Below are 25,792 nucleotides of genomic sequence, written 5' to 3' on the forward strand. Positions count from 1 at the left end.
CCACCATCCCTATCATGGATTGCAGATGCCAGAGTTACCAGACGGCAAACGTAATAATCAGCAGCGCTGCTAGCGTACGAGTCGCAGGACTACGTATCCATATTGAGACGCGGCGCGCTGCCACACCGGTCGCTAGGACGGCAGGCAGGGTGCCGAGCCCGAAGGCCCCCATCATCGCGGCGGCACGCAATGGCTCGGCTACGGCCAGACTCCAGGCCAGCATCGAATAGATTAGCCCACAAGGCATCCAGCCCCATAGCGAGCCAAGTGCGAACGCTTGGGGCACTTTTACAACAGGCATCAAGCGACGTCCTATTGGTTCGATGCGGCGCCACAGAACGCGCCCTAGTGCCTCGATACGTAGCAAGCCCTTCCACCAGTTGGCGATATAAAGCGCCATCAGTATCAACATGACCGCCGCCAGGATACGCAATACCAGGGCGAAGCTGTCCAATGCATGGTTGAGCACGGAACCGAGCAGGGCCACCAAGGCACCCGCGATCATGTAGCTGCTGATACGGCCTAAATTATAGCCGAGCAACAGAGCTGCTAAACGGCTAGGTTGTCGCATGCTGGGGGGCACAGCAAAGGTCAGGGCACTCATGATGCCGCCACACATGCCGATACAGTGCGCGCCTCCCAGCAAGCCGAAGACGAAGGCCGCCGCCAGCGGCGGCAGGCTCAGGTCGGCGGGATTCATTTAAGGAGCGCCTTTGGTGCTATCCGCCGTACCAAGGGAGGGGCTGGTGGCGAAGGTCGCCGGAGGGGAGCCGTACGGTGAGATAAGTTCGACCTGTTCGGGTGGATAGCAAAGTCCTTGATCGGAACAGCCCTGAAAGGTCACCACGACGGCCAACGGTCCGATCACGGTCTCGCTCGCCTCGATGGGCGCACTCACCAACACCTGATTGTAGAAAACATTAATGTCCCCCAAAGATGCGTGCGACATTGGCTCACCAGGTGGCAAAGCCAGCTCTCCGAAATTGATACTTCGAGAGAGACTCTCAATCGCAAACTGATGCCGATGAAGGTAATAGTCTTCGGCGACGGTGAAACCGACATAAACCCGATCATCGTCTCGCCAAGCGGTGGTTCGGAAGGCTTCTGTAGCCGGTAGAAAGTCACGTTGCGTCGAACGGTTAAAAGGGGAGCTTTTGTCACCAACCCCAAATATCTCTTCACGTGCCGCTACCGGTGTGACTATAAAGAGTGCCACCATTAGAAAAGCGAAGACTTGTTTCATGAGTTTAACGCCGCCTTTGGCTTATCCACTGGCTGACGTCTGGACCAAGCGACCAGAGCAAAACCCGCTATGAGCATCGGTAGTGTCAACAGCTGCCCCATGGTCAACCAGCCAAAAGCGATGAATCCCAACTGAGGGTCTGGGAGGCGCACGAACTCCACGATGAAGCGAAAGGCTCCGTACAGAAGCAGGAACAACCCAGAGATGAGGCCTCGCTGACGCGGTCGGCGCGATAGCCACCACAGCACGGCAAACAACACGACACCTTCAAGGGCAAACTCGTAGAGAGCCGAAGGATGGCGTGGCTCTGGGCCCAGCTCCATCATGGATGGAAACACCATTGCCCAAGGTACATCACTAACTCTTCCCGGTAACTCGTGATTGATGAAGTTACCGAGGCGACCCGCTCCCAGGCCGATCGGGACTAACGGAGCAATGAAGTCAGTCAGTTGAATAAAAGCCAGTTGATGTTTGCGAGCAAACAGCCAGGCAGCCACTAATACACCGGCAAGGCCGCCATGAAAGCTCATGCCTCCTTCCCAGATTTTTAATAACCAAAGGGGGTTTGCTTGCAGTTGTTCGAGCCCGTAAAACAGCGCATAGCCAAGACGGCCGCCAACGATGATGCCGATGGCGCCGTAGAAGATCAGGTCGCCCATATCATCGTGGCTTAGGCCGAGTCGGTGGGCTCGATGCCGACCCAACCACCAAGCAGCGACTAGCCCGATGACATACATTAAGCCATACCAGTGGATCTGAAGAGGGCCTATGGCGATGGCGATCGGATCAATTTGAGGGTATTGCAACATATACCTTCCTTAACTTAGCGTTACAGATGGAGTCATTAATAAAAAAATAATGCGTTTTCATAACCGTTTTATCGTTTCCACTTCTCGACTTCTTGGATGACTCGCTCAACATCTTCAGACGTTATGTAACCTGTATGTTTGTAACGAATAGTGCCTTCGGTATCGACCAGATAGCTTTCTGGGGCGCCATACACACCTAGCTCAAAACCTAGGTTACCCTCTGGATCAAAGATGTTGACTTCAAAAGGGTTCCCGAACTCGTCAAGAAACTCGAGCCCCTTTGCCTGGGTATCCTTGTAGTTGATCCCAACCAAGCGGACGCCTCGCGCGGCTAAATCCAATAACTGCGGCATTTCATGTTTGCAAGTCGGACACCACTCTCCCCACACATTGACTAATGTCACCTTTCCTTTAAAAAGAGATTCATCAACGAGCCTTGAGGGGTCTTCCAGCGTTGTCAGGCTGAATGGCGGAAACGGCTGAGCTAACAAGGGTGAATCTCTGGCACTAGGATCCATTGATAAGCCCTGATAAAAGAAAAAGCTCAAACCAAAAAAGCCCAATAGGGGTAAAAATAGCAATGTCCGAAATTTCACGTGTACGTCTCACAGGTAGTAGCGGGTAAGTGCCTGCTGAGCATTGTTAATGCTTACGAAAGTTGATTTAGAGCACTCGGTTGCTATCGGTCATGGCTGTCGAGCCCATAAGCGTTTCGCCAGCAGAGGCAGCAATGTAATGCCACTGATGAGAATCAGCGCGATTGTGAGGCCACGGGAGTCGGCCGTAATCAGCACTTCGCCGAACATGACGATTAGATACGCCGTGGGGATCACGCCGGCCAGTGTGGCGATCAAAAAGCGCCAGAAAGACAGGGGGGTGATACCTGCCGCATAGCTGACGGCATCAAACGAAAGGAAGGGCACCAATCGGGATGCAAAAACGATGAGCATCAAGCCTGTCTGAGAGCGCTCCTTTCCCAGCCAGTTGAGGATGGGCCGCGTACGCGGCCAGCGTTGCATCACTTCATAGCCGAGCAAACGAGCAATGCAGAAAGCGAGCAGAGCACCGGCTTCGGCACCGATAACGACATAGATCGTCCCCCAAACTGGGCCGTAAAGCGCACCAGCCACCATCGCAATTGGGCCACTGGGAATCGGGCTCATGACAATGGCCGCCATCATCATAAAGATGATGGCCAACGGCCCCCAGACGCCCAGCCTATCAAGCCACTCACGCAAGGCCTGCTTGTCGGTCAAGACCGACAAGGCGCCGGTCTCCATCAGAATCCAATAAAGGGCCGCCAAGCCCATCAATAGAGTGAGCCCCAAAAAGAGCGTTTGCTTTACGCTAAGCTTGGTTGCCATGTGCATCTCAGTGGTCGTGATTGGGGAGACTCGCATCTCAGCCCTGTACCGTTATGGTGTATCATTCAACGCCCAATATTTCGCGAAACTGGTCGGTCGACACTGCGCCATTGATACGCTGAACTTTCCCGGCTTCATCACGGTAGTAGCTGGTTGGCGTTCCCGTAGCACCGGCCTCACGCATGATCTGGGCGTGATTTCTAAGAAGCGCTTGACTCTCCTCCGACGGCTCCACCGGCCTTATGCCGCCATTGCGAAATTCCAGTTCATGAGTTTCGAGAGCACTGGCCGGATTGTCGGATTCAAGGATTGCAGCAGCTTTGCGAAGACTGTCCTCTGATAGCACACCGACCAGCACGTGACGAAGCTGTAACACGCCTTGCTCAATGAGCGGGCGCGAATTTTTCCAGAGTGCATTGCAGTAGGGGCAGTTGGGGTCTGTTAGTGTGTACACAATATGCGAAGCATCATCATTCCCCTCCGAGATAAAACGAGTGTTTTCAAACGCACTCCAGGTAGCTTCCAGCATGGGGTCCAGCACCAGAGCCTGAAGCTGGCTTTCCATAACGGCATTGCCCTGCGGGTCGATTAACGTACCAATGACGGCGTAGTCGGAAGAGGAGGAGATATAAGCTGCCATAGGCTCATTATCATAAGACAAGGCATAGCCTTGGAGACCGTCAGGCGCTTCGAAGCTGCCATGGAAGGTGAACCCTTGATCCACCAATGCGGTAATCGATTTGGGCAAGGGAGACTCAGTATTCGTGGCACTGCTGGCCTGACGACTCTCAGTGGCATCAGTACTTGCTTCCTGCGCCAACGCAGGCAACGTTATAAGACCTAACAGACCTGCAGCAGCTAGGCAATAAGTGATAGGTAGGATATATCTCATGGATGCTCTCTTTATTAGTTTCTGATCTACCCAAGGGGGACGATTGTATTCGGTTGCCAGCTTCATCACTTCTTATTAAAAAACAGGTATTTGATGAGCGCAGCAACACCAAGCCCCAGCGCAATAATCAACAAGATCGCTATTAGGCCCATCCCTGCCATACCCCACATGCAGCTTTCACTTCCCATCATTTTGAATTCCTCGTTAACACGACATTGTTTGGTTTAGGCGCGATGAACAGCATCGTTTGGACGTGGTGTGGCATTGCCGGTATCCGATGTGAAACGGCGTAGCCGCAACGAGTTAGTCAGCACAAAAACACTGGAAATGCTCATGGCCGCCGCCGCCAGCATGGGGCTGAGCAATACGCCGATGAACGGATAGAGCACGCCCGCCGCCACGGGGATCAACGCTACGTTGTAGCCATAGGCCCAAACGAAATTGCCGATAATGGTCCGGTGGGTACGCTTGGAGAGCGCCGTGGCATTGACGATGCCTCGCAAATCGCCACTCATCAGCACCACATCGCCGGACTCGATGGCAATATCGGTGCCAGTGCCGATCGCAATGCCCACGTCGGCCTGGGCCAAAGCGGGCGCATCATTGATCCCGTCCCCCACAAAAGCGACGCGCTTGCCCTCCGCCTGGAGACGCCGGATCTCTGCCGCTTTCTGGTCGGGCAGTACCTCAGCGAGAATCTGCTGGATGCCAACCTGTCGGGCGATAGCATCGGCAGTGGCACGGTTATCGCCGGTGAGCATGGCCACTTCCAGCCCTTGCGCTTTGAGTGCTGCGATAGCGTCGGCAGAGCCCTCCTTGAGGGGATCCGCCACCGCGATGACTGCAGCAAGCTGACCGTCTACCGCGGCATAGAGCGGGCTCTTGGCGTTCTCGGCCAACACCTTGGCGCGTGTTTCTGCCTGGCCGAGGTCGATTTCCAGCCGACGCATGTAACGATCAGCCCCTACATGTACCAAGTGGCCGTCGACCTCGGCTTCAATGCCGTAGCCTGGCTCGGCACTAAAGCGACTGACAGGGGGTAATTCCAGCCCACGGGTCTTGGCGCCCTGCACAATAGCCTCAGCGATGGGGTGCTCGCTTTGAGCTTCCACCGCCGCGACCAGTCGCAGCACCTCGTTCTCATGGCCGTTGATCGCTTCGAAGTCGGTCAGCTCGGGGCGCCCCTGGGTCAAAGTGCCGGTCTTGTCCAGCACCACCGTATTCATTTTGGCCAGCGTCTCAAGCGCCGCCCCTTTACGAAATAGCACTCCCATCTCGGCCCCTTTCCCGGTACTGACCATGATGGCCGTTGGGGTGGCTAGGCCCATCGCACAGGGGCAGGCAATTAGCAGTACGCTAACGGTAGTGACGAAAGCAAACGACAAAGACGGCGCCGGTCCGAAAGCGAACCAGAGTGCAAAGGTCATCGTGGCGATAGCGATGACCACGGGAACAAATACACCAGCAACCTTGTCGGCCAACTGCTGGATGGGGGGCTTCTCCGCTTGGGCCGTTTCCACCATCTTGACGATCTGCGACAAGACAGTGTCGGCACCGACTCGCGTGGCCCGAAAGGTAAGTGCACCGTTCTTGTTGATAGTGCCACCGACGACTTCGGAATCCTTCTGTTTGGCGACCGGCACGGGCTCACCGCTGATCATCGACTCATCAACGTAAGAGTGACCCTCCTCGACGATGCCATCGACTGGAACACGCTCCCCTGGGCGAACCAAAATACGATCGCCCGTGACGACGGCGTCGATAGGCAGCTCGACGGTTTCATCCTCGCGTATGACGCGGGCAGTTTTCGCCTGTAATTGCAGAAGCTTCTTGATCGCCTCGGAGGTGCGGCCCTTGGCAATGTGTTCAAAATAACGACCGAGCAGGATTAGCGTCACGATCACCGCCGCCGCTTCGAAATAGCTCACGGCGGTTCCGACGGGAAAGAGCGTGGGCACCAGCAGGGCGGCGACCGAATAAAAATAGGCAGCGCTCGATCCGATCATAACGAGGCTGTTCATGCCTGGATTAAAATGCCGGAGTTCGGCGAAGCCGGCACGATAGAAGCGTGCACCTGCATAAAACTGCACCGGTGTAGCCAATAACCACTCGACGCCCATCCAGCCGCGATGCGGCATTAGACTCGTTAACAGCGTGTCAAAAGCGGGAATCATTTTTCCCATGGCGATGATGACTACCGGAATCGTAAATATTGCCGCGAGCACGACTCGGCGGCGAAGCTCGGCTCTCTCCCAGTCCTCGCTGTCCGTTGGTGGCGGCGTATCGGTATCCTGAGGTTCATAGCCTGCCTCGCGGATGGCATGCTGAATACGCGTTAACGAAACGGCTCCCGGCAGGAAGCGAACGAAGGCCTTCTGGGTAGCAAGGTTAACACTCACTTCCACCATGCCGGGCAGCTTCGTTAGCGTTCGCTCTATCCGAGAGACACACGATCCACAACTCATGCCGGTGATGGGAATGTCGAGACTTTCCACCACAGGTTGATAGCCCGCTGTTTCAATGGCGTTGAGTAGGCTAGTGGTCGTGGTACCTGCTTCGACCTGGATAGCCGCCTTCTGGGTGGCGAGGTTCACTTGAGCGTTGATCACGCCTGGCTGCTGGCTGAGTGCACGTTCCACACGTCCAACACAGGAAGCACAGGACATACCACGAATCTCGATATCGACGTTTTGCGCCATAATGAAGATCTCCTGTTAATTTATCGACGACCTGATATGCGAGCTTGATTCCCCATGTTCGCTGTCGAGAAAGTGCTGATCATTCAGCCTGCTCAGCGATAGCTTCAACAATCGGGCAGCCTTCCTGCATAGGCCCTTCGCCTGCACACTCGCCCAGTGTTTTCGATAATACGGCTTCAATCCGCGTGAGGTGTTTGATCTGCTCGCGCACCTTGTGCAGCTTCTCCCCGGCGATGCGTTTAGCTTGCGCCCGGTCGCCATTAGCATCCTGAAGCATTAGCAGCTCCCGAATCTCTTGCAGCGTGAAGCCCCACTGCTTGGCATGGACGATAAACTGCAACCGATCCACAGCTTCCAGTGGGTAACGCCGATAGTTGGCATCGGTCCTCCTCGGAGGTGGCATAAGTTTCTCTTTTTCGTAGAATCGAATCGCCTGGCTAGCGACCCCGCTTCGTTCGGCAAGCTCGCCGATACTTAGTGTTTGCATAGCGTTACCTCACGACATTATTAATCTAAGCTTCTGGCAGCCTGACTCAACGAATCTACCGGTCGGGGCTCCTATTGCTCCGGTTGGCGCACGACCCTAAGGTAGGGCGTCTTGGTGTTCCAGCCTTCGGGAAAGTGTTGCCTAGCGTCATCATTCGATAGCGATGGCGAGATGATGACATCGTCACCGTTTTGCCAGTCAACGGGGGTGGCCACTTTGTGCTTGTCAGTTAGCTGAAGCGAATCGAGAACCCGCAGTATCTCGTCGACATTACGTCCTGTGCTGGGTGGATACGTCAAAGTGAGACGAATTTTCTTGTCAGAATCGATGATGAAGACCGTACGCACCGTCAGTTTGGGGTCGGCTTTGGGATGGATCATTCCATAAAGCTTCGCTACCACCTGATCTTCGTCAGCCAGCAAGGGGTAGTTCAGGGCCGTGCCTTGAGTCTGTTCAATATCCCCCAGCCAGTCGTGGTGAGAGCTGAGGGGATCCACCGAAACCCCAACCAGTTTGGCACCCCGCTGGGTGAATTCGTTCTTTCGCTTGGCAAACGCGCCCAGCTCTGTGGTGCATACTGGCGTAAAATCAGCGGGGTGCGAGAACAGCACCGCCCAGCTGTCGTCAAGCCATTGGTGAAAGTTGACCGTGCCTTGTGTGGATTCGATCGTGAAGTTTGGTGCTGTCTCGCCCAGTTGTAGCGCCATGGAAATGTCCTCATGTCATTCATTGAGTAGCCACCATAACTTTGAAGTCAACTTTAAGGTCAAGCCTGATGTGTAATATTTGCAATTCGATAGGAGACAAATAATTTGTCAATAAAGGTTGACCTTAAAGCAGCTGTAAGCCTTAAAATTCTTACGGCGTTAAAATGGATATGATAGGAGGTAGCACCATGGGATTGGTATCAATACCCTTGTTGGCCGTCTCCATAACTTAAGTTGCGATAACACATTGGAATCTCTCTCTTCCATCGGCTTGGTCGGCGCCTTTATCGGCGGATTGGTCTCCTTCTTCTCGCCCTGCACGCTGCCCCTGTTACCGGCCTACCTGTCGGTGGTCACAGGCGGTAGTGCCGGTAAAGCCGACAGGCGGTTAGAGGCATTGACCCTCAGTGCCTTCTTCGTCTTCGGCTTCAGCATCGTGTTCATCCTACTCGGGCTCGGCGCCAGTAGTATCGGGCAACTGATGCGAGGGTATCGCCAAGAATTCAACTGGGTTGCCGGCTCGGCGGTGATCGTGCTGGGCCTCTTTATGACCGGCGTGTTCCGATTGCCGCTATTCCAGCGTACCTTTCAGTTCACACCCAACGTCCAGGGTGGCTCCCCGCTGTCGGCGACAGTGTTCGGGGTCTCTTTTGCCATCGGTTGGACCCCCTGTATCGGCCCCATCCTGGGCGCCATCCTGATGGCCACGTCCAACGCTGCTAGTGCTCAGGCTGGAATGATATATCTCAGTGCCTACTCGGCTGGCCTAGCGCTACCTTTTCTTGCCAGCACTTTACTGATTAACCGATTCGCTCTGCATCGGCAAAGCCTAGGAAGGTGGAGCGCCTATGCTCGCCCCGTGGCGGGCACGGTTGTGATCCTGATGGGCATCGCCATCGTCTCGGGTACCATGACGCGGCTTTCCAGTATCATGGTCGACCTTTTTCCCTCCCTGGCGACCCTAGGGTAGCCAGGCCGTCAGAGAAGTAGAGCTTGATTTTCATCCGGCCCCCTTAAGAAGCTCGTTAGCCTGAGCTAGCCTCTTAAAAGGAGATGGTTTTTATAAAGCTTAGAACTTTATTCCTCTCATTATTAATTTAGTTTTTCACTACTAGCTTTATTAAGAGCTCGTGGCGGGCTAACTTTCAAGCGCTGCAGTATTTTTGAAAAAAATTTATTATAGAAAGTCTTCCTGAATCCTAACTGAAAAATAAAAATTATGAGAAAATAACGTACAGCTGCTTGTTTTAAATGCATTTTCAAAGGATGGATGCCTGGTTCCCTTTCCTTGATTTTTCTTCTAGGTTGTTCTAGCTTTATTATGCTAAGCAATAACTATGGTGAATAAAATCTGGTTTAATAAATGGAGAATCGAGATGGATTTCAAAAAATATGAAAATTGCATTGAAGCTTGTCATATATGCGCTGCTTATTGCGAAAAGTGTGCAACTGAGTGCCTAAAAGAAGACGACGTAAAAATGATGGCGGAATGTATTCGCCTTGACATGCAATGTGCTCAAATTTGTCGGTTAGCCGCCTCATTTATGGCACAAGAAAGTGAGTTTGCGCACGAGATCTGCCGTCTATGTGCCGACATTTGTAAGAAATGTGGTGATGAGTGTGCAAAACATGATGCAACCCATTGCCAAGAGTGTGCTCAAGCTTGTCATCGCTGCGCTGAAGAATGTGCCGCAATGGCCAGCTAAGCTTCAAGCCAGCCGGGGCAAGCGCTCCGGCTCGACGTGAACTTCTATGGAGAAATTCATTTGCTTTAACTCAGGCTTTCAAATTATTGAGGTAATTATTTTGAAATAAACTCTAGTAGAAGCAAGCCTACTGCGAGCCTCTTTTAAGGAAACGCTGCATAAATACGACCGTTGCTGCCTAAGTGCCACCGGCAGGGCAAAATACAGTTTTCCACTACCCGCCAGAGTTCTCGATGAAACAGATCTCGTTTGCTCAGGCTGAGCACCAGAACAATAAGAAGGTCACCCGCCGGGAACGGTTCCTGGGACAGATGTTGCGGATCTACTTCCTTCAGCAATGGTATGCACTGGTCGACGAAGCGCTTGAAGATGCCATCTATGACAGCCAGGCCATGCGCGACTTCATCTGTATCGATTTGGTCATCAAAAGTGTTCCCGACGCGACTGATCTTTCTTATTCAGTTTAGTGACAGTGGTATTGTGGGTCGCCTGTTCGATCAGGCCCCACATGAAGTGACGAAGAACCATAAAAAAGCTTGGGCATACGCCCAAGCAATCGATCAAAACAGCTTCTCTGCTATGCTACTAACTCACCCTAGAAACTATACTGGGCAGCCACCATCACACGGCTCGCATCTTCTTCACGGCCATCGGCCAACTCCGTTTCGAAATAGCCGTACTCAATTCCGTACATCAAGCGTTCGTTGGGAGTCCACATCAGATTAAGAAATGTATTCTTGTTCTTTCTACCTGCATTCCCACCTACGGTAGGGTCGCCCAATTCGACATCGGTATAGCCATGGGACGCGTTCAGTGAATACTGTGGTGATATTTGATAAGAAAGACCAAGGGCTCCGCCATCGCCAGATAGCGTTTGCAGCTTACCGTTGGTATCGACGTAGGCACCGGCACCGTTGAAGTAATCGCCAGACAGATAGAGGTAACTGTTCGCCCCCTCGCTGGCGTTCACGATCGCTCTCAAGGTCACCGGTCCGGCATGGTAGGCACCTGCGGCGAAGGCCCCATAGCCCATTTCCGTATCCTTTTCGCTTCCGGTATCGTACTTCAGCTGCCGGGCGATGCCGGCGATTGAGTAGGAAAAGTCACCCATACTATCTTCATAGCGCAGGCTCAACGCGGGCATCGATGATACGGCATCGTCATTATCCGGTAGCAAATCATCTTCTGGCACTGAGCCATCTATATTCTCAGCCAATTGAGCTTGAGGGTCTTCCGCGGCTATCGAGAATCCTCCCATGGTGTAGCGCAACTGGGCTAGGCGCGACCCATAGCCATTGCTTCCCGCCGTGCCGAGGAAATCCAGTGTGGGCGTGGCGGCGACGAAGGTGGTGTAATTCGACCAGGTTTGCCCTGCCAGAATGCCATTCCAGGACCCATAGGCATGCCGTAGTCTGAAGCGCGTATTATCATCGTTGTAGGATCAGAAATCCCCTTCGATAACGGTGTCTAGCGTGCCCCCCTCGACAGGCGTACTGGTCCGAAAGCCGATGCGGCTTTGTGTCGCGGTGACTTGAAACTGATCCCCGACATCCCTCTCATCTTCCGATCCTGCGACTTCAGCAAAGTAACCTTCGTTAGCTGATCCGGCATCCCGATCGAAGTTGTAAGCCATGTTCAGCCTGGCGTAGCCATAAAGCCCCACGGTGGTCTCTCCCACTTGGGTTTCCAGGGCCGAAACATACGTCGAGCCGATTGCCAAGGCCATAACCGTCATGCTGACCAAGGGAATCTTCTTGTTATTCCACATGATGACACCTCTTTATGAATTGTCTTGTTTTTACGCCGATTGCGGCACTATAAAGTTAGGGAAGCTCTGAAAAAGTCACTGCCATCAGTGATAATACGGCTATCGTCAACTGCATAGGATTCAGTGCTGCCATGGATCAAATCACCTTCTCCGAAGCCGAGTACCAGAACAAGAAGAGAAAGACTCGCCGCGAACTCTTTCTGGAGCGGATGGACAAGCTGATCCCCTGGACGCAGCTGGAGAAGAAGATAGCCCGTTATTACCCCAAGGGCGAGAGCGGGCGGCCTCCGTATCCATTGTCTGCCATGCTCCGCGTCCATTGCATGCAGTTGTTTTACAACCTGAGCGATCCGGCCATGGAAGACGCCCTCTACGAGATCGAGTCCATGCGCCAATTCGCCGGTTTGAAACTAGACCGATTGCCGGACGAAACCACGATTCTCAAGTTTCGCCATTTTCTGGAACACCACGGCCTTGGCAAGGTGCTGTTCCAGGAAGTGAACAACCACCTAGAGAAAAATGGCCTGATGCTGCGCGAAGGGAGCATTGTCGATGCCACTATCATCTCTGCGCCTAGTTCCACCAAAAACAAAAAAGGCGAGCGCGATCCGGAAATGCACCAGACTAAAAAAGGTAGCTCTTGGCACTTTGGCATGAAAATGCATATAGGTGTCGACGATAAGCTTGGGTTGATTCACAGCATCGAGACCACGGCTGCCAATGTCCATGACATTGTGCCTGCCGATAAGCTCCTTCACGGTGAAGAGCAACGCGTCTTCGGTGATGCCGGTTACCTGGGTATTCAAAAACGCGACGAGCACAAGCACCGCAACGATATCTCTTGGTATATTGCCAAACGGCCTGGCACCCGCAAGAAGCTAGATGCCAGGCGACAGAAAGTCGAAAACATCAAAGCCAGTATCCGTGCCAAGGTGGAGCACCCCTTTCGGTACATCAAACAAGTTTTTGGTTATGGCAAGGCTCGCTATCGTGGACTGGCCAAAAACACTCAGCGCCTGCACTTGCTGGCGGCGTTCAGCAACCTGCTGATCAGTGAGAAATACCTATGGGAATAAGGCGATTGCGCTCCTTTCCCGCTCAATGAGCGGGAAAGGAGCAAAAATACACAAAGAAAGGGAGAAGAGTGTCTGAATTTTCGATTTTTTGTCGGCTCAAGTAAGCGTTGATGAATATCGGCAGTTATTCAGACCTTCCTTAGCGAAAATTCCTGAATTAAAGCTGAATTTGTTTGCCGAGATACTAGTTTTTCATAAAAAAGGTCAGCTCATGGCTGACCTTCTTAATTCATGTCAAGACTAAAGGATATCAATAGGCGACATGTAGTTCATAATAACGGTTATCATCACTGCCTCCCCTTGATCTTCCTGTTACCTCAAGCTGATAATTACCCGGTTGCAGCTGACGAACAAGTTCGAAGTGCCCCCGTGGGCTGGAAGCTTCTGCTACCTGCTGTCCCGCCTCATTATAAAGAACAGCTGAAATGCGGTTGCCAGTGCTGGTAAATCCTGGAAAGTGCTCACTCACTACTTTCAGTGTAGTCGCTTGTTCAATGTTAATATTGAAACGCTTAGGTTGCCCCTGGGCAAGCATCTGTGTAGAAGATACGCCTCTTTCTAGTAAGGGAAGATTCTGTGTTGTATTGCCTAAGCTCGCTAATACAGGTGTAGAGAGGATACTTGCTACTACTGCACTAAAAACAATTGATTTAACTTTCATGATAACTACTCCAGTGGTTGGTTACATGGTTATATTAGCTGTGGTTTTTGAAATGAAGCTGAATTTAAAAATAAAATTAATAAAAAACGCCACCTTTTGGTGACGTTAAAAGTTACCCAATGTCAAAATCGTTAGAACATTAATTTAACACCGGCAACAACTCCGGTGTCTTCCGTGTTGTCGCCACTGGCTCGGGAGAGATCTGCAGTGTCGCCGTACTCTTTCTCCCAATAGGCACCGACGTAGGGGGCGAAGCGTCGGGTCACTTCGTAGCCTAGCCGTAGGCCAGCACGAACGGAGTTAAGCCCTTCGCCCACGCCAAATTCTTCAACTTCGCTGGCAGCCACAGCAATTTCGGTGCGCGGCTGTAGGTAGAGCCGCTGCGTCAGGCGCAGATCGTATTCCCCTTCAAAACTGGCGGATATGTCGCCATCTTCACTCACTTGTAATGCCACGTCGGTTTCAATGCCGTAGGGCATTACGCCTTGCAGGCCGACAACCCCATAGGTGCGTTCGGCGTGATCATCGGAGAAAACACCGCCTTGATAACCGATCCCCCCCTGTAACTCCCAAAAATCAGCCACTAAACGACTATAGAGTAGTTCCAAAGACTCAAACTCAGCATCTTCGCCGTCGCCCTGGACATTTTCGCCTTCTGACTTTAGGTAAATGCGGTTGATATCGCCGCCGTACCAGCCTTGAAAGTCCCATACCACGGCTTCTGGGCCTTTATCAGGCACGCTATATTCGAGCCGATCAAACAGTGCCATACCCATATTATGTTCCTCAGTGGGCGCTGGCCAACTGTCTGGTGCCGCATAGCCATCTTCGGCTTGAGCGGTCGTGGCGGCGGCCATGCCAAGGGCGGCGCTGGCGAGGGTTAAGTAGCGCTTAATTTTCATACTGCCTCCTTAAGAAACTTGAACAACGCGGAACATGCCAGCATCCATGTGATAGAGCAGGTGGCAGTGGAACGCCCAACTGCCCTCTGCATCTGCGGTGATCAACGCAGATACGCGCTCACCGGGCTTCACATTTAGGGTGTGTTTGCGTGGTATCAATTCCCCTTGGCCGTTTTCTAGCTCCATCCACATACCGTGGAGGTGAATAGGATGCTCCATCATGGTGTCGTTAATCAGAATTAGGCGCAGCCGCTCATCTTTCTCAAAATGAATAGGGCCGGTCACTTCGCTAAACTTCTTACCGTCGAACGACCACATATAACGCTCCATATTGCCGGTCAGGTGCAGCTCAAGCTCACGGCCTGGCTCACGGCGATCAGGCCATGGTGTGAACGCTTTGAGATCCCGGTAAACCAATACGCGTCGTTCGTCAGGATCAATGCCGATTCCCGCCTGGTTATAGCGAGAGCCCGGCTGAGCTTCACCGGCGAGAAGCAAACCATTTGCGCCTATTTTGGCCTGCTCGGCTGCCATCCCCCCCATAGTAGAGTGATCCATGCCTTGCATGTTGGACATACCGGAGTGATCCATCCCAGCCATGCTGGAATGATCCATCCCCGACATGTTGGACATGCCAGAGTGATCCATCCCCGCCATGTTGGAGTGATCCATACCGCCCATACCGTGGGCACCCATGGCTTCCATACCGCGGTCTGCAATTTGACGGCGTTCAGGAATCTCCGCCTGCATGCCTTCACGTGGAGCTAGCGTGGCGCGTGCATAGCCGCTCCGATCCATGGCTTCGGCGAAGATGGTGTATGCCCGGTCGTCTTCAGGTGAAACCAGCACATCGTAGGTTTCAGCCACGCCAATACGGAACTCATCAACAGGAACGGGTTGCACCGGTTGTCCATCAGCGGCCACCACGGTCATCTTCAGGCCAGGTATACGAACATCGAAAAAAGACATGGCTGAGCCGTTAATCACGCGTAGTCGTATCCGCTCACCAGCTTTGAACAAGGCATTCCAGTTTTCTTGAGGAGAATAGCCGTTGAGAAGATAAGTATAAGTACTACCGGTGACATCGGCGATATCCCGCGAACTCATGCGCATTTGAGCCCACATGCCGCGCATTTCAGCGGTCTGAGCAAAACCGTTGTTACGAACATCGGCAAAGAAGTCAGCAATCGTGCGCTCTTGGAAGTTGTAATAGCCTTCCATGGTTTTCAGATTACGGAACACCGACATCGGGTCTTCAAAAGTCCAGTCGGTGAGCAGTAACACATGCTCACGGTCGTAACGGATAGGCTCACGCTCGGCAGCGTCGATAATCAATGGCCCTGCATGGCCAAGCTGCTCCTGCATACCGGAATGACTGTGGTACCAGTAGGTACCGTTCTGACGGACGGGAAAACGGTAGGTAAAGGTTTCACCAGGGGCGATACCTGCAAAGCTAACGCCAGGCACACCATCCATTTCCGGCGGTAGAATGAGACCATGCCAGTGGATGGAGGTGGGCTCGTCCAGCAGGTTGGTGACACGCAGTACTGCGTCTTGACCTTCTTTCAAACGAATCAGCGGGCCAGGACTGGTACCGTTAATGGTAATTGGTTGGGCTTCTTGTCCGTCAATAGGCAACGATTCACGGCGGATCGCCAGCGATACCTCGGGCCCTTCTTCAACGCCCTGAGCATAGACGTTGGTACGGCCCCAGGGGTTTGCCCAGGCGGGAGTTAACCCCATTGCCGCAGCAGAACCTAAGCCTAAGGCAGCGCCTCCTTTTAACACTTGCCGACGAGAAAGAGGGTGAGAAATGATACTTGAGCGTGCCATGTGTAACTCCCATCAATGATGAATGACACCATCTTGATGGAAGAACCTGAAACAAAGCTGAATAATGATTAATTAGCTACTTCACCCGCTAGAGGCAGGATAATCGTAACGCGCAGTCCACCCAGTGGACTGCGCTCAAAATACGAGTGCCCTGAGTAGCGGGCAATTAGCTGCGCAAGAATCGACAGGCCTAAGCCGTAGCCGGGACGGCGTTCATCCAGTCGTGTGCCACGCTCTCCCAAGCGCGAAAGATCCTCTTCTGCAACGCCGAGGCCGTCATCATCAATGGTGAGCGTGAGTGTGGTTGCGGAGACGGCAATATCGCAAAGAACGCGCCTGCTCGACCATTTTCCTGCGTTATCAAGCACGATGCCTAATATTTCTGAAAAATCGTGAGATTCAATGGGAACTTGTTCTTCCTCACGTGCTGAGTGAGTCAGGTCGAACATACGCTCAGGATAGAGGCTACGGAACATCTCAATCAGCCGTAAGCTATCACGAGTAACGTTGGCCATTCGTCCCGCATTAGGGCCTGCAATACGTGAACGACGCAGCTCCGCATCCAACTGGGCGTTAATGTCTTCAATACGGCTGAGTAGTTTATGGCGCCGGTTGTCATCAATGGGCCGGTTGCCACGCAGTACTTGAGTAACGGCTGCCAGCGGGGTTTTTAATGCGTGTGATAGGTTGGCGACCGATTCTCGCGAGCGCTTCAGACGAAGATCAATGTCGTCCATGAACCAGTTCAACTGGTCGACTAATTCATCTAGCTCCGAAGGGGCTACTAATGACAAGCGATCACGTTTGCCTGATCGCAATGCTTCAAGTTGTTGGCGCAGTTGCCAGAGTGGTATGAGTCCACGGTTAACCGCTAGCATGTTGAGTATGATGAGCATCCCTAAAAGCACGGCGGCGATCCCACCGACCCACCAGTGTAAAGTTGCAAGCCCTGATTCTACTTGGGAAAAATCCTCGCCCACCAATAGCACACCCTGCGTGCCCTGCCACTCAAAATGGCGGCGATAGACGAGCATGTGCTGTGTTCCGCGATTCACATCTATTAGGGCATCGCCGCTCTCATCTAGCAACGGAGCCAGCTGTTGCTGCCATTGCGGGTCAGAAGCGCTGACCGAGCCATTGAAACGGAGTACGTAGAGATGATGAAAGACTTGATAGCCTTGGCTAACCGAGTCGAGCGCAGTCGGTACAGTCGTTTGGTCTTGCTCTAGCTGCGCGACCGCGTGGTTTGCTTCACGTTGTAAGCGATCACCTAAAAAATCCCTTGCCAGGCTCTGTAAAAAGATCCCGTGCAATAGCCACGTGGTGACCACCACCAGTAGCGCGACGCCGCCTAACCATGCGAGTAGCCGAATGCGTAAACTGCGTCTATCAATGTGAAGCAAAGAAATACCCCTGACCACGTCGCGTTTGAATGACTGATTTACCGAGATAACGACGCAGACGAGCGATGTAGACTTCCACCAAGTTAGGTGCTGCAGCGTCCTGCTCCAAGGCATAGAGCTGCTCTAGTAGCTGATCTTTCGAGTGAATACGGTCTGGATGCAGCATTAAGTAGCGTAGTAATCGAAACTCCGTCGCCGTGAGCGAACGCCAAGTTTCTCCCTCTAGACATACTCGTTGGCCTGCTTTATCCAGCGATACGCCATTGAGCGTCACGACTTGAGATAACTGACCAGACTGCCTGCGCAGCAGTGCCTTCAAACGGGCCATAAGCTCGGCTTCATGGAAGGGTTTTGCTAGGTAATCATCGGCACCCGTTTCAAGACCAATGACTTTATCTTCCCAAGTATCGCGCGCCGTCAAGATCAAGATAGGCGTGCTGCGTTTTTGCTTGCGCCACTGGGCTAGTAGATCTAGTCCCGAGCCATCGGGCAAACCGAGATCTAAGATAGCCAGCTCGTAATGCTCGGTTGCCATGAGCGACTTGGCCGCTTTCAATGAAGCGGCCAAGTCGACAAGGTAACCGTTGTCCTTGAGACTCTCTGCCAAGCTTTCTGCCAGCAAATCATCATCTTCGAGTAGCAACAGTTTCATGGGTAAACGTCAGATTAGAAAGTAAAATTGCCGTACATGCCGGATTCGTAATGGCCGGGAATGTTACAAGCATACTCTAGCTCGTTAGTATTATCAGGAACACTCCATAATAGAGTCCCGGTCTCACCAGGTGCAATTGTGACGCCTGCCATGCTCATATTGGCCATATCGTGGCCTTCACCTTGTGACATGTTTGACATGTCATGACCTTCGCCATTTGCCATGTCTAGCATCATTTGACGATGCTCTTCCTGGGCTTCTTTACTGCCAATCACAAATTCATGCTCTAAATTGCCGGTGTTGGTGATTTCAAATTTAACCACCTCCCCAGCCGCCAGTTCTAGCTCTTCAGGGTCGAACCACATATCGCCAGCCTCAAGGCTGATCGTGCGGTCAACGTCAGCCTCGGTTAGGTTATTGCCACCACCGCCGTGGCCGGGTGCAGCCAGCGCCGCGCCCGTGATCAGACTTAATGAAAGGGCAAACAAAGACGTTGTTAAAAGAGTGTAGCGCATGGTCATTTACCTCAGAGGTTATTGTCACCCGTTCTTTATACGGTGTTAACCTGAAACGAGCCTGAACCTACAGTAAAAATATGGGTATACGGATTTAATGGTTGATGGGGCACCTTCACCCCATCAATCTGATACCACCCTCAGATGGTTGATAGATCGACTCCGTAGTTGAGTTCCTCTGCGAAGTCCGGCAGTCCGTAACCGATGGTTTTCTTGTAGAAAGGAGAGACCTTCGCAGTCGGTGCCTTCTTCTTGTGCTTCGTGGTGTAGAGCATTCGTGCCCGCATCACCTCGAAGGAGTAACCGCGCCCTTCACGGTTCTTGTCCTTGGCCAGTCGGTTGATGGACTCCGTGTAAGCGTTGGTGACGGGCATGTCCGTCTCGAAGTAGGTCATGGTCTCTTCGCGCCAGTTTCCCACTGCCCTGACCAGATCGCTCCAGACTTCCTTTTGGCCCTTCGGGATGGTGGCTATCCACTCGTCCAGGGCGGCTTCTGCCTGGAGCCGTGTGGTGGCGTCCCAGATGCCGTAGAAGCGCTCCTTGTGCTCGTAGGCGGCCAGCAGTTGCGGGAACGCGCCTGTTCAGGTCTCCATAATGAGGCGCTCCCGGTCTGAGACTTCGTGAGCGCGTTTCAGCAGGATTTTCCGGTCTCCCTTGAGAGTCCGGCTCTGGGACGGTTTCAGCTCCTTTCTGAGGCCCTTGCGCACTCTCTCTAGGGCATCGTTGGCCATGCGCACCACATGGAACTTATCGACCACGATACGGGCCTGGGGCAGCACAGCCTTGACCGCTGCCCGGTAGGGGTTCCACATGTCCATGCTGACGATCTCGACCTTCTGCCGGTCTTTCAGCTTCATCAGGTAGTTGGTCACCACGTCCTGGCGGCGGGTGGCCAGCAGGTCGAGCAGGGTTCGCTCCTCAATGTTGGTCAGAATGCAGCGGTAGCGCTTGTTCAGGTATAGCTCGTCAATGCCCAGGATGCGGGGCGTCTCGAAGCGGTGCCAGCGCCCCAGGAACTCGGCGCGGGCGTTGAAGATGTCGCGCACCGTCTTCTCGTCCAGGCCGGTCTGTGCCGCCACAAAGGTGTAGGGGTGGTTGAAGGATTCCTTCTCCACGTACTCATGCAGCCGCAGTGTCATACGGAATCCGTCCACCATCTCCGGTAGCTGGGGCCTGAATGTTGTCTTGCAGGCCCGGCAGGTGTATCGGCGGCGGACCACCCAGAGAGTGACCCGCTTGCCGTGGATGGGCAGATCACGATAGGGAACGTCACGCTTGCCGAACCGTACGAACTCACCCTGCACGCCGCATTCCTCGCAGGCGATGGGATCGGGCACGTCCACCTGGAAGTGCATTTCGTCGTCGGTTGATTTGCAGCCCAGTACTTGGTATTGCGGCAGGTGAAGGATGTTGTCGGGAAGTTCGGTCATGGTGTTGTATAGGCGTAGGTGTCAGTCAGATCCATCCGGCTCGGCATTGGTGTTTGCTTTTTTACCCAACAAGCTGCTGGAAACGAAAAGTAAGGCACCGAGGACAATTGCAATATCAGCCAGGTTGAAGGCCGGCCAATGCCAGTCTCGCCAATAGAAATCAAAGGAATCCACAACATAGCCGCGAAAGACCCGGTCAATCAGGTTGCCCATGGCGCCACCGAGGATAAGACTGTAAGCGATGGCTTCTCCTTTATGACGATTTTCAAGGATCAGCTTGATCAGAAAAATCGAGACCACTACCGCGATTCCGATAAAAAAGTAGCGCTGCCAGCCTCCACCATTCGCAAAAAGACTGAATGCGGCACCGGTGTTCCATAGGTGCACCCAGTTAAAGAACGGGGTCACCGAAACATACTCGCCATAGGCCATTGATTGCTGCACCAGCCACTTTACAGCCTGATCAGACGCTGCCAGCAGGCCCGATATGGACAATAGGGCATACGGCGAGAGCTTTTTGCCAATAATGAGCATTATTTAACCCTTCAACGCCAAAATGCGTCTGGCACCGTTAAGTACAATGCCCCCCGCGATGGTGCCGATAATCAGATCCGGATAATTGGAACCGGTCCACGCGACCAGGGCGCCGGCGGTGATGACCCCCAGGTTGATCACCACGTCGTTGGCCGAGAATATCCAGCTTGCCTTCATGTGCGCCCCGCCTTCCCGATGTTTGGATATGAGCAGCAGACAACTGGTATTGGCAATCAATGCGACGAATGCGATAGCCATCATCACCAGCGATTCAGGCTCACTACCGAATACAAAGCGTCTCACCACCTCTACGAGCACGCCCACAGCCAAGATCAGTTGCAGTACACCAGCAAGATGCGCGGCACGTACCTGCATTTTCACGCTATGTCCAACCGCATAAAGGGCAAGCCCGTACACCGCCGCATCGGCAAAATTGTCCAGGGATTCTCCAATCAGGCCGGTGGACTGGGCGATCAGACCGGCAGTCATTTCCACCACGAACAGAAGTGCATTGATGCCGAGCAACCAGCGCAGGGTCCCGGATTCTTGCTTAGCAGAAGCTGCCGAAAACTCGGCGGCCTTGATGGTCTCCGGATTTGCAGCGACGGTTTCCTGAAGCGAGGCGCCTAGCCCCAAGGTCTTCAGTTTCGAGGTGACGGGCTCGACCTCGCCGTCATGCACGACCTTCAGCCGGCGGTTCGACAAGTCGAAGGACAGCGCCCGAATCTCCTCAAAGCCGTTCAGGGCTAGGCGAATCATTCGTTCTTCTGATGGACAGTCCATCTTCGGCACGGCATAAACACTGACCCATCTCCCTGGCGCCTCGGAGGAGGCCTGTATATCGGTATCCGCTGCGGACGTTGCATCACCGCCACAGGCGCCACCACAGGATTTGCTCATGATACGACTCCACTTGAACAATGTTGTGGTACCATTTAAAACTATAAAGCTACTATAAGGTCAATAGAGTAAAGAATCCGTTGGGGAGGAGGCTGATGCGCATTGGTCAGTTGGCGCAGTTGGTAGGGGTCGAAACACAGACGATCCGCTTCTATGAACAGCAGGGCTTGTTGCCGCCGCCTGATCGGCAGGACAACGGTTACCGTGTCTATACCGAGAAGCATGGTGAGGGGCTGGCCTTCATCCGTCGCTGCAGAATCCTGGGCCTGTCACTGGCTGAGATTCACGAACTACAGAGCTATCAGGACGACCCTCATCAGCCTTGTACCGCCGTCAACGCCTTGCTCGATGATCACATCTCTCATGTGCGGTCGCAGATAACCGCTCTGCAAGCGCTTGAGAAACAACTCGTTTCACTGAGAGCGAGTTGCAACGATGACCGGGAAGTTGAGGCGTGTGGGGTTCTTGCTGGAATTAGCGAAGGAAACATGCACCAGCAGTAGGTGAAGCATCAACCAGATAATCCGATGAGATGCCGGTCTGTCTCACTCTCATGCAAAGGTAAGATCAACCATTTAATCCGCTTACCCTTTTTTCTCCAGTTGCGTCCAGGGGATCAGATTGTCCATCCGCTCCAGAAAGAGTTCGCGGCGGGTCTTTCTCTTCTTGTTCTGGTACTCGGCTTCGGAAAAGGTGATTTGATCCATGGCAGCACTGAATCCTAGTCAGTTGACGATGGCCGTATTATCGCTGATGGCAGGGACTTTTTCAGAGCTTCCTTAGGTATTGGGATCGGTTTCTCCTTTACCTTTGGGCCACCTATAGGTTGTAGGCTTATAACGAAAGCTAACTCCGCCTTCTTCCATTTTTAATGGATAAGGCGATGTCTCGACCAGCAACATGATAAGAGGAAATATCATGGTTAAGCACAAGATGATCTTTGCCATTGGTCTGGCTGCAAGCCTCAGTGTCCCCAGCAGCGCCATCTTCGCTCAAGGTATGAGCCAAGGCGCCCAAGGTCAGGGCAATATGATGGACGGCCAAGTCGGTATGGGTTCGGGCATGATGATGGGCAGTCAAGAAGGCATGTACCCAGGAATGATGATGGGAGGGCAAAGCGGGATGATGCCTTGTCCAATGATGGAAGGCATGGGGAGTATGTCCGGCATTGGCGGTATGCTCGACGAGCAGCAGATGAGTACCATGCGTGAGATGCGCCAAGAACACCGCGCGGCCCAGCTTGAGCGGATGGGCGAATTGATGAACCTGCGCGACGACATGATGCAAACCATGCAGACTGAACGCCCTGAACCAGAGGAAATAAAGGCGCTGCATGCTCAAATGGCCAACCTTCATGGCGATATGATGGCTGATAACGTGCGCATGCATAATCAGATGCAGGACTTACTGACCGATGAGCAGCGTGAACAGATGAGAGGAAGCATGCCCAGCCACCATGGCCCGCAATAAGCCTTGGCGATTGCCTCTTTTTTTAGGAGTGATGGCATGATGAACGCGGAATGTTTTGCTTTTATGGGGTCAATGGGGTGGCTAGGCTGGTTGATGCCCCTGGCCATGCTGTTATTAATTGGCTTGGCGATCGCTTCGCTGGCCAAGTACCTCTTCAGTCGTTCACGCTAAGGAGTTGAAAATAATGCAACATATGAGCACCAAGCTTTTACTCTCTGGTTCCATGCTGCTTGGGGCGGTCTCCGCCCAGGCGGCGTTACCGCCAGAGGCAACATTGTATAAAAACCCCCAGTGCGGCTGCTGTGACGCTTATGCACGCCATCTTGAAGAGCTCGGCGTAGAAGTGACGATTATTGACGATGTAGAGCTGGGTGATATTAAGCAGCAGGCAGGCGTGCCCTATGGCCTGGGTTCATGCCATACCATTGAGATGGGCGAGTATTGGATCGAAGGCCACGTTCCAATGGAAGCCGTGCAGGCGCTGTTTGAGGAACAACCCGATATTGACGGTATCGGTTTGGCGGGTATGCCCATTGGCACACCGGGTATGCCGGGGCCACAAGAAAGCCCTTACAATGTGTACACGTTTACAGGCCAGGAAGATGAGCCATTTATGACCCTTTAGTAGGGTGATAAAAGCTCGCCTGCTGTCTGCACGCCGTTCTAACGGACTCTTGTAGTACAGCAGGCGCATTCAAGTCATACATTACTAAAACGAAAGCGCTGTATTAAACTTAGGATTTACTTTGCTAGTGCGTTACGGGTCGATTCGTTACGGTAAGCTAAAAATAAGATTGCGTCGTTTTCTTTACACCTACACATTGCCACACTAGCAAGCCTGTTAAAGCTTACTTTGCGCAAAAACCTCCTATTAATATTACGCCTTAATAAAAGGTGAGCATGTTGTATACCCGCGTTATTAAGATTGGCAGTTCGCATCCCACGTTTATTTCCCAAGCCCGCGTCCTTACTCGTTTTACGATGGCCAATGGGAATGGTGGTCATCGATAACAAAGACGTGCCCATGTGAGCCTGGGGAATGATGGTGGGAATGGCGATGAGGTTCCGGCCCCTCCCATCCCTCATGTTCGTGCTGATGATGTTCATCGTGGTAGTGCAGGTGGGTGTGACTTTGGGCAGCGTGCTCGTGCTCAAGAGCCATCGGGTCATGTGCGTGCCAGATAAGGGCCGCGAGCCCCGTTGCCGCCAGGGCCACCGTTCCCAGCAAAGCGAACGTACCCGTCAGTCCCAGGTTCACTCCCAGCCAGCCTGCCAACGGATAGGTGACTAGCCAACAGCTGTGTGACAACGAGAACTGGGCAGCAAACAGCGCTGGACGCTCCTCCGGCTGGCATGAACGTTTGAGCAGGCGCCCGGTGGGGGTCATGACCAACGAGGCCCCAGCGCCCAGCAGTAACCATAGCCCGACAAGCCCCGCAAACGATGGGCCCAGCCAGCCCAGGTAGAGGCTGAGTGCCATCATAACGCCACCCAGCAGCATGACTGGCCGCTCGGACACCCGTTCCAGCACCTTGGGCAGCAGTAAGGCTATTAGCATGGAGCCCCCGCCTGCGGCGGCAAAGGCCAGTGCGACTTCTTTCTCGCCCAAATTCAACACCGAGCGTACGAGTACCACCGTGTTGACGATCTGCATGGTCCCGGCGGCTGAAACAGCCAGGTTCAACGCCAGTAGCCCGCGCAACCGGGGCGTCTTCAGGTAAATCCGCATGCCGCGGGTAACACGACGCCAGACGCTAGGGGCTTCCTCTAGGGCAAGAGGCGCAGGCAGGGTTACCGATATAACCAGGGCGGCAGAGATAACGAACGCCAGAGCGTTGAGTACAAACAGGACATCAAACCCCATCACCATCAGCAGTGCCGCCGCCACCATCGGGCTAAGAAGGTTCTCTAAATCATAGGCGAGACGCGACAGGGATAATGCACGTGTGTACTTCTCCTCGTCTTCGAGAATGTCAGGTATCGTCGCCTGGAAAACGGGCGTAAAGCCAGCTGAACAAGCATTGAGTAGAAAGATCAGCACATAGATCTGCCACACTTCGGTAACAAAAGGCAGTGCACAAACCACGGCTGCACGCATCAAGTCCAGACTAACCAGCAAGGTGCGCCGAGGCAGGCGTGATGCATAAGCGCCGACCAGAGGGGCAATGCCCACGTAAGCGACCATCTTGATCGCCAGCGCCGTGCCTAGCACAACACCTGCCTGACCTTCAGCAAGATCGTGAGCCAGTAACGCCAGCGCAACCGTGGTCAGGCCAGTGCCGATCAGTGCAATGACCTGAGCTAAAAAGAGATGGCGGTAGATGCGGTGGGCGAGTACATCGAGCATAGAACTTCCTCAAATGAGGGGAGCCTAAAAGTACTTACAGGTAGCGTGCAATCGTCTTGAACTCTTCAGCCCGTGCCCGTTGCGTTTGATTCTGAGTACCCAGGGCTTCGTCTAGGCAGTGGTCGATGTGATCCAGCACTAAGGTGCGTTTAGCTTGCTGAATGGCTTTTTCTACCGCATGGAGTTGTTGAGCGATGTCCAGACAGTGGCGTCCATCCTCTACCATCTGGGTCACACTCGAAAGGTGCCCCCGAGCGCGGTTCAGGCGCTTGACGATATCGGGATGTGACTGGTGAGTATGCATTGTCATTTTCTTTTCCCTTATTATATTCCTATCCCCCCGGAGGGGATGGTAATCTATCGCCGTTATTCTGCCAACGCTATGGTTCAAGGC

Annotated in this window: 27 protein-coding genes and 5 pseudogenes; 8 read left to right on the top strand and 24 right to left on the bottom strand. The window is 53.3% G+C overall.

Features of this window, described 5'->3' with window-relative positions; genetic code table 11:
• Window positions 1–37: 37 nt before the first annotated feature.
• The 10 genes and pseudogenes from SR894_RS20205 to SR894_RS20250 all read right to left on the bottom strand — a co-directional run.
• Window positions 38–700 (bottom strand): annotated as a pseudogene (locus SR894_RS20205) (sulfite exporter TauE/SafE family protein); the annotation flags it as partial.
• Window positions 701–1,243: a protein-disulfide reductase DsbD domain-containing protein gene (locus SR894_RS20210; protein WP_022522186.1), complete on the bottom strand. Its 543-nt coding sequence runs from the start codon at window positions 1,241–1,243 to the stop codon at window positions 701–703.
• Window positions 1,240–2,052, bottom strand: coding sequence for a prolipoprotein diacylglyceryl transferase (lgt, locus tag SR894_RS20215; RefSeq protein ID WP_022522187.1), 813 nt, complete (start codon window positions 2,050–2,052; stop codon window positions 1,240–1,242). Before lgt ends, SR894_RS20210 begins: the two co-directional genes overlap by 4 nt.
• Before the next feature lie 68 nt (window positions 2,053–2,120).
• Window positions 2,121–2,648 carry a DsbE family thiol:disulfide interchange protein gene (locus SR894_RS20220; RefSeq protein ID WP_053856991.1) on the bottom strand — a complete coding sequence of 176 codons (528 nt, stop codon included), beginning with the start codon at window positions 2,646–2,648 and terminating at the stop codon, window positions 2,121–2,123.
• Window positions 2,649–2,738: 90 nt separating this feature from the next.
• Window positions 2,739–3,416: a TVP38/TMEM64 family protein gene (locus SR894_RS20225; RefSeq protein WP_053856992.1), complete on the bottom strand. Its 678-nt coding sequence runs from the start codon at window positions 3,414–3,416 to the stop codon at window positions 2,739–2,741.
• Window positions 3,417–3,477: 61 nt separating this feature from the next.
• On the bottom strand, window positions 3,478–4,308 hold the full coding sequence (gene dsbG / locus SR894_RS20230; RefSeq protein ID WP_022522190.1) for a thiol:disulfide interchange protein DsbG: 831 nt from the start codon (window positions 4,306–4,308) through the stop codon (window positions 3,478–3,480).
• Between the two features lie 65 nt (window positions 4,309–4,373).
• A complete protein-coding gene (locus tag SR894_RS20235) occupies window positions 4,374–4,499 on the bottom strand; it encodes a hypothetical protein (protein ID WP_258955997.1) in 126 nt (41 codons plus the stop codon).
• A 33-nt stretch (window positions 4,500–4,532) separates the two neighbouring features.
• Entirely contained in the window at window positions 4,533–7,007 is a 2,475-nt protein-coding gene (locus SR894_RS20240; RefSeq protein ID WP_223289168.1) for a heavy metal translocating P-type ATPase, read from the bottom strand.
• 79 nt (window positions 7,008–7,086) lie between these two features.
• A complete protein-coding gene (locus tag SR894_RS20245; protein WP_138801703.1) occupies window positions 7,087–7,494 on the bottom strand; it encodes a heavy metal-responsive transcriptional regulator in 408 nt (135 codons plus the stop codon).
• 71 nt (window positions 7,495–7,565) lie between these two features.
• Window positions 7,566–8,201, bottom strand: coding sequence for a peroxiredoxin (locus SR894_RS20250; RefSeq protein ID WP_138801704.1), 636 nt, complete (start codon window positions 8,199–8,201; stop codon window positions 7,566–7,568).
• A 247-nt stretch (window positions 8,202–8,448) separates the two neighbouring features.
• Here SR894_RS20250 and SR894_RS20255 point away from each other — a divergent pair, with 247 nt between their 5' ends.
• The 3 genes and pseudogenes from SR894_RS20255 to SR894_RS20265 all read left to right on the top strand — a co-directional run.
• A complete protein-coding gene (locus SR894_RS20255) occupies window positions 8,449–9,171 on the top strand; it encodes a cytochrome c biogenesis CcdA family protein (protein ID WP_022522193.1) in 723 nt (240 codons plus the stop codon).
• Window positions 9,172–9,577: 406 nt separating this feature from the next.
• Window positions 9,578–9,907, top strand: coding sequence for a four-helix bundle copper-binding protein (locus SR894_RS20260; RefSeq protein WP_022522194.1), 330 nt, complete (start codon window positions 9,578–9,580; stop codon window positions 9,905–9,907).
• A gap of 233 nt (window positions 9,908–10,140) precedes the next feature.
• Window positions 10,141–10,359: pseudogene (locus SR894_RS20265) on the top strand (transposase); the annotation flags it as partial.
• Between the two features lie 143 nt (window positions 10,360–10,502).
• On the opposite strand, the pseudogene SR894_RS20270 reads toward SR894_RS20265, so the two are convergent.
• Window positions 10,503–11,327 (bottom strand): annotated as a pseudogene (locus tag SR894_RS20270) (DcaP family trimeric outer membrane transporter); the annotation flags it as partial.
• Window positions 11,328–11,348: 21 nt separating this feature from the next.
• Complete coding sequence (locus SR894_RS20275) at window positions 11,349–11,675, bottom strand: hypothetical protein (protein ID WP_223289169.1); 327 nt, start codon at window positions 11,673–11,675, stop codon at window positions 11,349–11,351.
• 131 nt (window positions 11,676–11,806) lie between these two features.
• Between SR894_RS20275 and SR894_RS20280 the strand changes: the two genes are divergently transcribed.
• On the top strand, window positions 11,807–12,751 hold the full coding sequence (locus SR894_RS20280) for an IS5 family transposase (RefSeq protein ID WP_153844212.1): 945 nt from the start codon (window positions 11,807–11,809) through the stop codon (window positions 12,749–12,751).
• A gap of 250 nt (window positions 12,752–13,001) precedes the next feature.
• Here SR894_RS20280 and SR894_RS20285 read toward each other — a convergent pair whose 3' ends face one another.
• The 9 genes and pseudogenes from SR894_RS20285 to SR894_RS20325 all read right to left on the bottom strand — a co-directional run bounded on the left by SR894_RS20285 (window position 13,002) and on the right by SR894_RS20325 (window position 21,581).
• On the bottom strand, window positions 13,002–13,412 hold the full coding sequence (locus SR894_RS20285; RefSeq protein ID WP_223288712.1) for a hypothetical protein: 411 nt from the start codon (window positions 13,410–13,412) through the stop codon (window positions 13,002–13,004).
• Between the two features lie 131 nt (window positions 13,413–13,543).
• Window positions 13,544–14,314 carry a copper resistance protein B gene (locus SR894_RS20290; protein WP_223288713.1) on the bottom strand — a complete coding sequence of 257 codons (771 nt, stop codon included), beginning with the start codon at window positions 14,312–14,314 and terminating at the stop codon, window positions 13,544–13,546.
• Between the two features lie 9 nt (window positions 14,315–14,323).
• Entirely contained in the window at window positions 14,324–16,147 is a 1,824-nt protein-coding gene (locus tag SR894_RS20295) for a copper resistance system multicopper oxidase (RefSeq protein ID WP_026001905.1), read from the bottom strand.
• Between the two features lie 68 nt (window positions 16,148–16,215).
• A complete protein-coding gene (locus SR894_RS20300) occupies window positions 16,216–17,550 on the bottom strand; it encodes a sensor histidine kinase (protein WP_246638232.1) in 1,335 nt (444 codons plus the stop codon).
• Complete coding sequence (locus tag SR894_RS20305) at window positions 17,537–18,202, bottom strand: response regulator transcription factor (RefSeq protein ID WP_223288715.1); 666 nt, start codon at window positions 18,200–18,202, stop codon at window positions 17,537–17,539. The genes SR894_RS20300 and SR894_RS20305 overlap by 14 nt, the downstream gene beginning before the upstream one ends.
• 14 nt (window positions 18,203–18,216) lie before the next feature.
• The gene (locus SR894_RS20310; protein ID WP_022522201.1) at window positions 18,217–18,717 is read right to left on the bottom strand and encodes a cupredoxin domain-containing protein; all 501 of its coding nucleotides are present in this window, start codon (window positions 18,715–18,717) and stop codon (window positions 18,217–18,219) included.
• Between the two features lie 140 nt (window positions 18,718–18,857).
• Window positions 18,858–20,147 (bottom strand): annotated as a pseudogene (locus tag SR894_RS20315) (ISL3-like element ISPpu12 family transposase).
• Between the two features lie 21 nt (window positions 20,148–20,168).
• Window positions 20,169–20,681 (bottom strand): signal peptidase II, encoded by a 513-nt coding sequence (lspA, locus tag SR894_RS20320; RefSeq protein WP_004863699.1) that lies wholly within the window; start codon window positions 20,679–20,681, stop codon window positions 20,169–20,171.
• 3 nt (window positions 20,682–20,684) lie between these two features.
• Window positions 20,685–21,581 (bottom strand): cation efflux transmembrane domain-containing protein, encoded by an 897-nt coding sequence (locus SR894_RS20325; RefSeq protein WP_004574643.1) that lies wholly within the window; start codon window positions 21,579–21,581, stop codon window positions 20,685–20,687.
• A 95-nt stretch (window positions 21,582–21,676) separates the two neighbouring features.
• Here SR894_RS20325 and cadR point away from each other — a divergent pair, with 95 nt between their 5' ends.
• Window positions 21,677–22,084, top strand: coding sequence for a Cd(II)/Pb(II)-responsive transcriptional regulator (cadR, locus tag SR894_RS20330; protein WP_004364961.1), 408 nt, complete (start codon window positions 21,677–21,679; stop codon window positions 22,082–22,084).
• 96 nt (window positions 22,085–22,180) lie between these two features.
• Here the strand turns inward: cadR and SR894_RS20335 are convergent.
• Window positions 22,181–22,288 (bottom strand): annotated as a pseudogene (locus SR894_RS20335) (IS5/IS1182 family transposase); the annotation flags it as partial.
• 211 nt (window positions 22,289–22,499) lie between these two features.
• On the opposite strand from SR894_RS20335, the gene SR894_RS20340 reads away from it, so the two are divergent.
• The 3 genes from SR894_RS20340 to SR894_RS20350 are packed head-to-tail and all read left to right on the top strand — an operon-like array spanning window position 22,500 to window position 23,676.
• The gene (locus tag SR894_RS20340) at window positions 22,500–23,051 is read left to right on the top strand and encodes a hypothetical protein (RefSeq protein ID WP_008957444.1); all 552 of its coding nucleotides are present in this window, start codon (window positions 22,500–22,502) and stop codon (window positions 23,049–23,051) included.
• A gap of 36 nt (window positions 23,052–23,087) precedes the next feature.
• A complete protein-coding gene (locus tag SR894_RS20345; RefSeq protein WP_008957443.1) occupies window positions 23,088–23,222 on the top strand; it encodes a hypothetical protein in 135 nt (44 codons plus the stop codon).
• Between the two features lie 13 nt (window positions 23,223–23,235).
• Window positions 23,236–23,676: a DUF411 domain-containing protein gene (locus SR894_RS20350; RefSeq protein WP_008957442.1), complete on the top strand. Its 441-nt coding sequence runs from the start codon at window positions 23,236–23,238 to the stop codon at window positions 23,674–23,676.
• A 351-nt stretch (window positions 23,677–24,027) separates the two neighbouring features.
• On the opposite strand, the gene SR894_RS20355 is transcribed toward SR894_RS20350, so the two are convergent.
• The gene (locus tag SR894_RS20355; protein ID WP_223288716.1) at window positions 24,028–25,398 is read right to left on the bottom strand and encodes an MFS transporter; all 1,371 of its coding nucleotides are present in this window, start codon (window positions 25,396–25,398) and stop codon (window positions 24,028–24,030) included.
• Between the two features lie 34 nt (window positions 25,399–25,432).
• Window positions 25,433–25,708 (bottom strand): metal-sensing transcriptional repressor, encoded by a 276-nt coding sequence (locus SR894_RS20360; RefSeq protein WP_008957440.1) that lies wholly within the window; start codon window positions 25,706–25,708, stop codon window positions 25,433–25,435.
• Window positions 25,709–25,792 lie beyond the last annotated feature (84 nt).

The organism is Vreelandella neptunia (genome assembly GCF_034479615.1).
Classification (GTDB): Bacteria; Pseudomonadota; Gammaproteobacteria; order Pseudomonadales; family Halomonadaceae; genus Vreelandella; species Vreelandella neptunia.

What these genes read in the sequence shown, in the direction of transcription:
- SR894_RS20260 (WP_022522194.1), top strand. Translation starts at nt 9,578, where the DNA reads ATGGATTTCAAAAAATATGAAAATTGCATTGAAGCTTGTCATATATGC.
- SR894_RS20305 (WP_223288715.1), bottom strand. Translation starts at nt 18,202, where the DNA reads ATGAAACTGTTGCTACTCGAAGATGATGATTTGCTGGCAGAAAGCTTG.
- SR894_RS20355 (WP_223288716.1), bottom strand. Translation starts at nt 25,398, where the DNA reads ATGCTCGATGTACTCGCCCACCGCATCTACCGCCATCTCTTTTTAGCT.
- SR894_RS20290 (WP_223288713.1), bottom strand. Translation starts at nt 14,314, where the DNA reads ATGAAAATTAAGCGCTACTTAACCCTCGCCAGCGCCGCCCTTGGCATG.
- cadR (WP_004364961.1), top strand. Translation starts at nt 21,677, where the DNA reads ATGCGCATTGGTCAGTTGGCGCAGTTGGTAGGGGTCGAAACACAGACG.
- SR894_RS20310 (WP_022522201.1), bottom strand. Translation starts at nt 18,717, where the DNA reads ATGCGCTACACTCTTTTAACAACGTCTTTGTTTGCCCTTTCATTAAGT.
- SR894_RS20245 (WP_138801703.1), bottom strand. Translation starts at nt 7,494, where the DNA reads ATGCAAACACTAAGTATCGGCGAGCTTGCCGAACGAAGCGGGGTCGCT.
- SR894_RS20325 (WP_004574643.1), bottom strand. Translation starts at nt 21,581, where the DNA reads ATGAGCAAATCCTGTGGTGGCGCCTGTGGCGGTGATGCAACGTCCGCA.
- SR894_RS20360 (WP_008957440.1), bottom strand. Translation starts at nt 25,708, where the DNA reads ATGACAATGCATACTCACCAGTCACATCCCGATATCGTCAAGCGCCTG.
- SR894_RS20295 (WP_026001905.1), bottom strand. Translation starts at nt 16,147, where the DNA reads ATGGCACGCTCAAGTATCATTTCTCACCCTCTTTCTCGTCGGCAAGTG.
- SR894_RS20235 (WP_258955997.1), bottom strand. Translation starts at nt 4,499, where the DNA reads ATGATGGGAAGTGAAAGCTGCATGTGGGGTATGGCAGGGATGGGCCTA.
- lgt (WP_022522187.1), bottom strand. Translation starts at nt 2,052, where the DNA reads ATGTTGCAATACCCTCAAATTGATCCGATCGCCATCGCCATAGGCCCT.
- SR894_RS20350 (WP_008957442.1), top strand. Translation starts at nt 23,236, where the DNA reads ATGCAACATATGAGCACCAAGCTTTTACTCTCTGGTTCCATGCTGCTT.
- SR894_RS20340 (WP_008957444.1), top strand. Translation starts at nt 22,500, where the DNA reads ATGGTTAAGCACAAGATGATCTTTGCCATTGGTCTGGCTGCAAGCCTC.
- lspA (WP_004863699.1), bottom strand. Translation starts at nt 20,681, where the DNA reads ATGCTCATTATTGGCAAAAAGCTCTCGCCGTATGCCCTATTGTCCATA.
- SR894_RS20225 (WP_053856992.1), bottom strand. Translation starts at nt 3,416, where the DNA reads ATGGCAACCAAGCTTAGCGTAAAGCAAACGCTCTTTTTGGGGCTCACT.
- SR894_RS20250 (WP_138801704.1), bottom strand. Translation starts at nt 8,201, where the DNA reads ATGGCGCTACAACTGGGCGAGACAGCACCAAACTTCACGATCGAATCC.
- SR894_RS20210 (WP_022522186.1), bottom strand. Translation starts at nt 1,243, where the DNA reads ATGAAACAAGTCTTCGCTTTTCTAATGGTGGCACTCTTTATAGTCACA.
- dsbG (WP_022522190.1), bottom strand. Translation starts at nt 4,308, where the DNA reads ATGAGATATATCCTACCTATCACTTATTGCCTAGCTGCTGCAGGTCTG.
- SR894_RS20285 (WP_223288712.1), bottom strand. Translation starts at nt 13,412, where the DNA reads ATGAAAGTTAAATCAATTGTTTTTAGTGCAGTAGTAGCAAGTATCCTC.
- SR894_RS20275 (WP_223289169.1), bottom strand. Translation starts at nt 11,675, where the DNA reads ATGTGGAATAACAAGAAGATTCCCTTGGTCAGCATGACGGTTATGGCC.
- SR894_RS20345 (WP_008957443.1), top strand. Translation starts at nt 23,088, where the DNA reads ATGATGAACGCGGAATGTTTTGCTTTTATGGGGTCAATGGGGTGGCTA.
- SR894_RS20240 (WP_223289168.1), bottom strand. Translation starts at nt 7,007, where the DNA reads ATGGCGCAAAACGTCGATATCGAGATTCGTGGTATGTCCTGTGCTTCC.
- SR894_RS20280 (WP_153844212.1), top strand. Translation starts at nt 11,807, where the DNA reads ATGGATCAAATCACCTTCTCCGAAGCCGAGTACCAGAACAAGAAGAGA.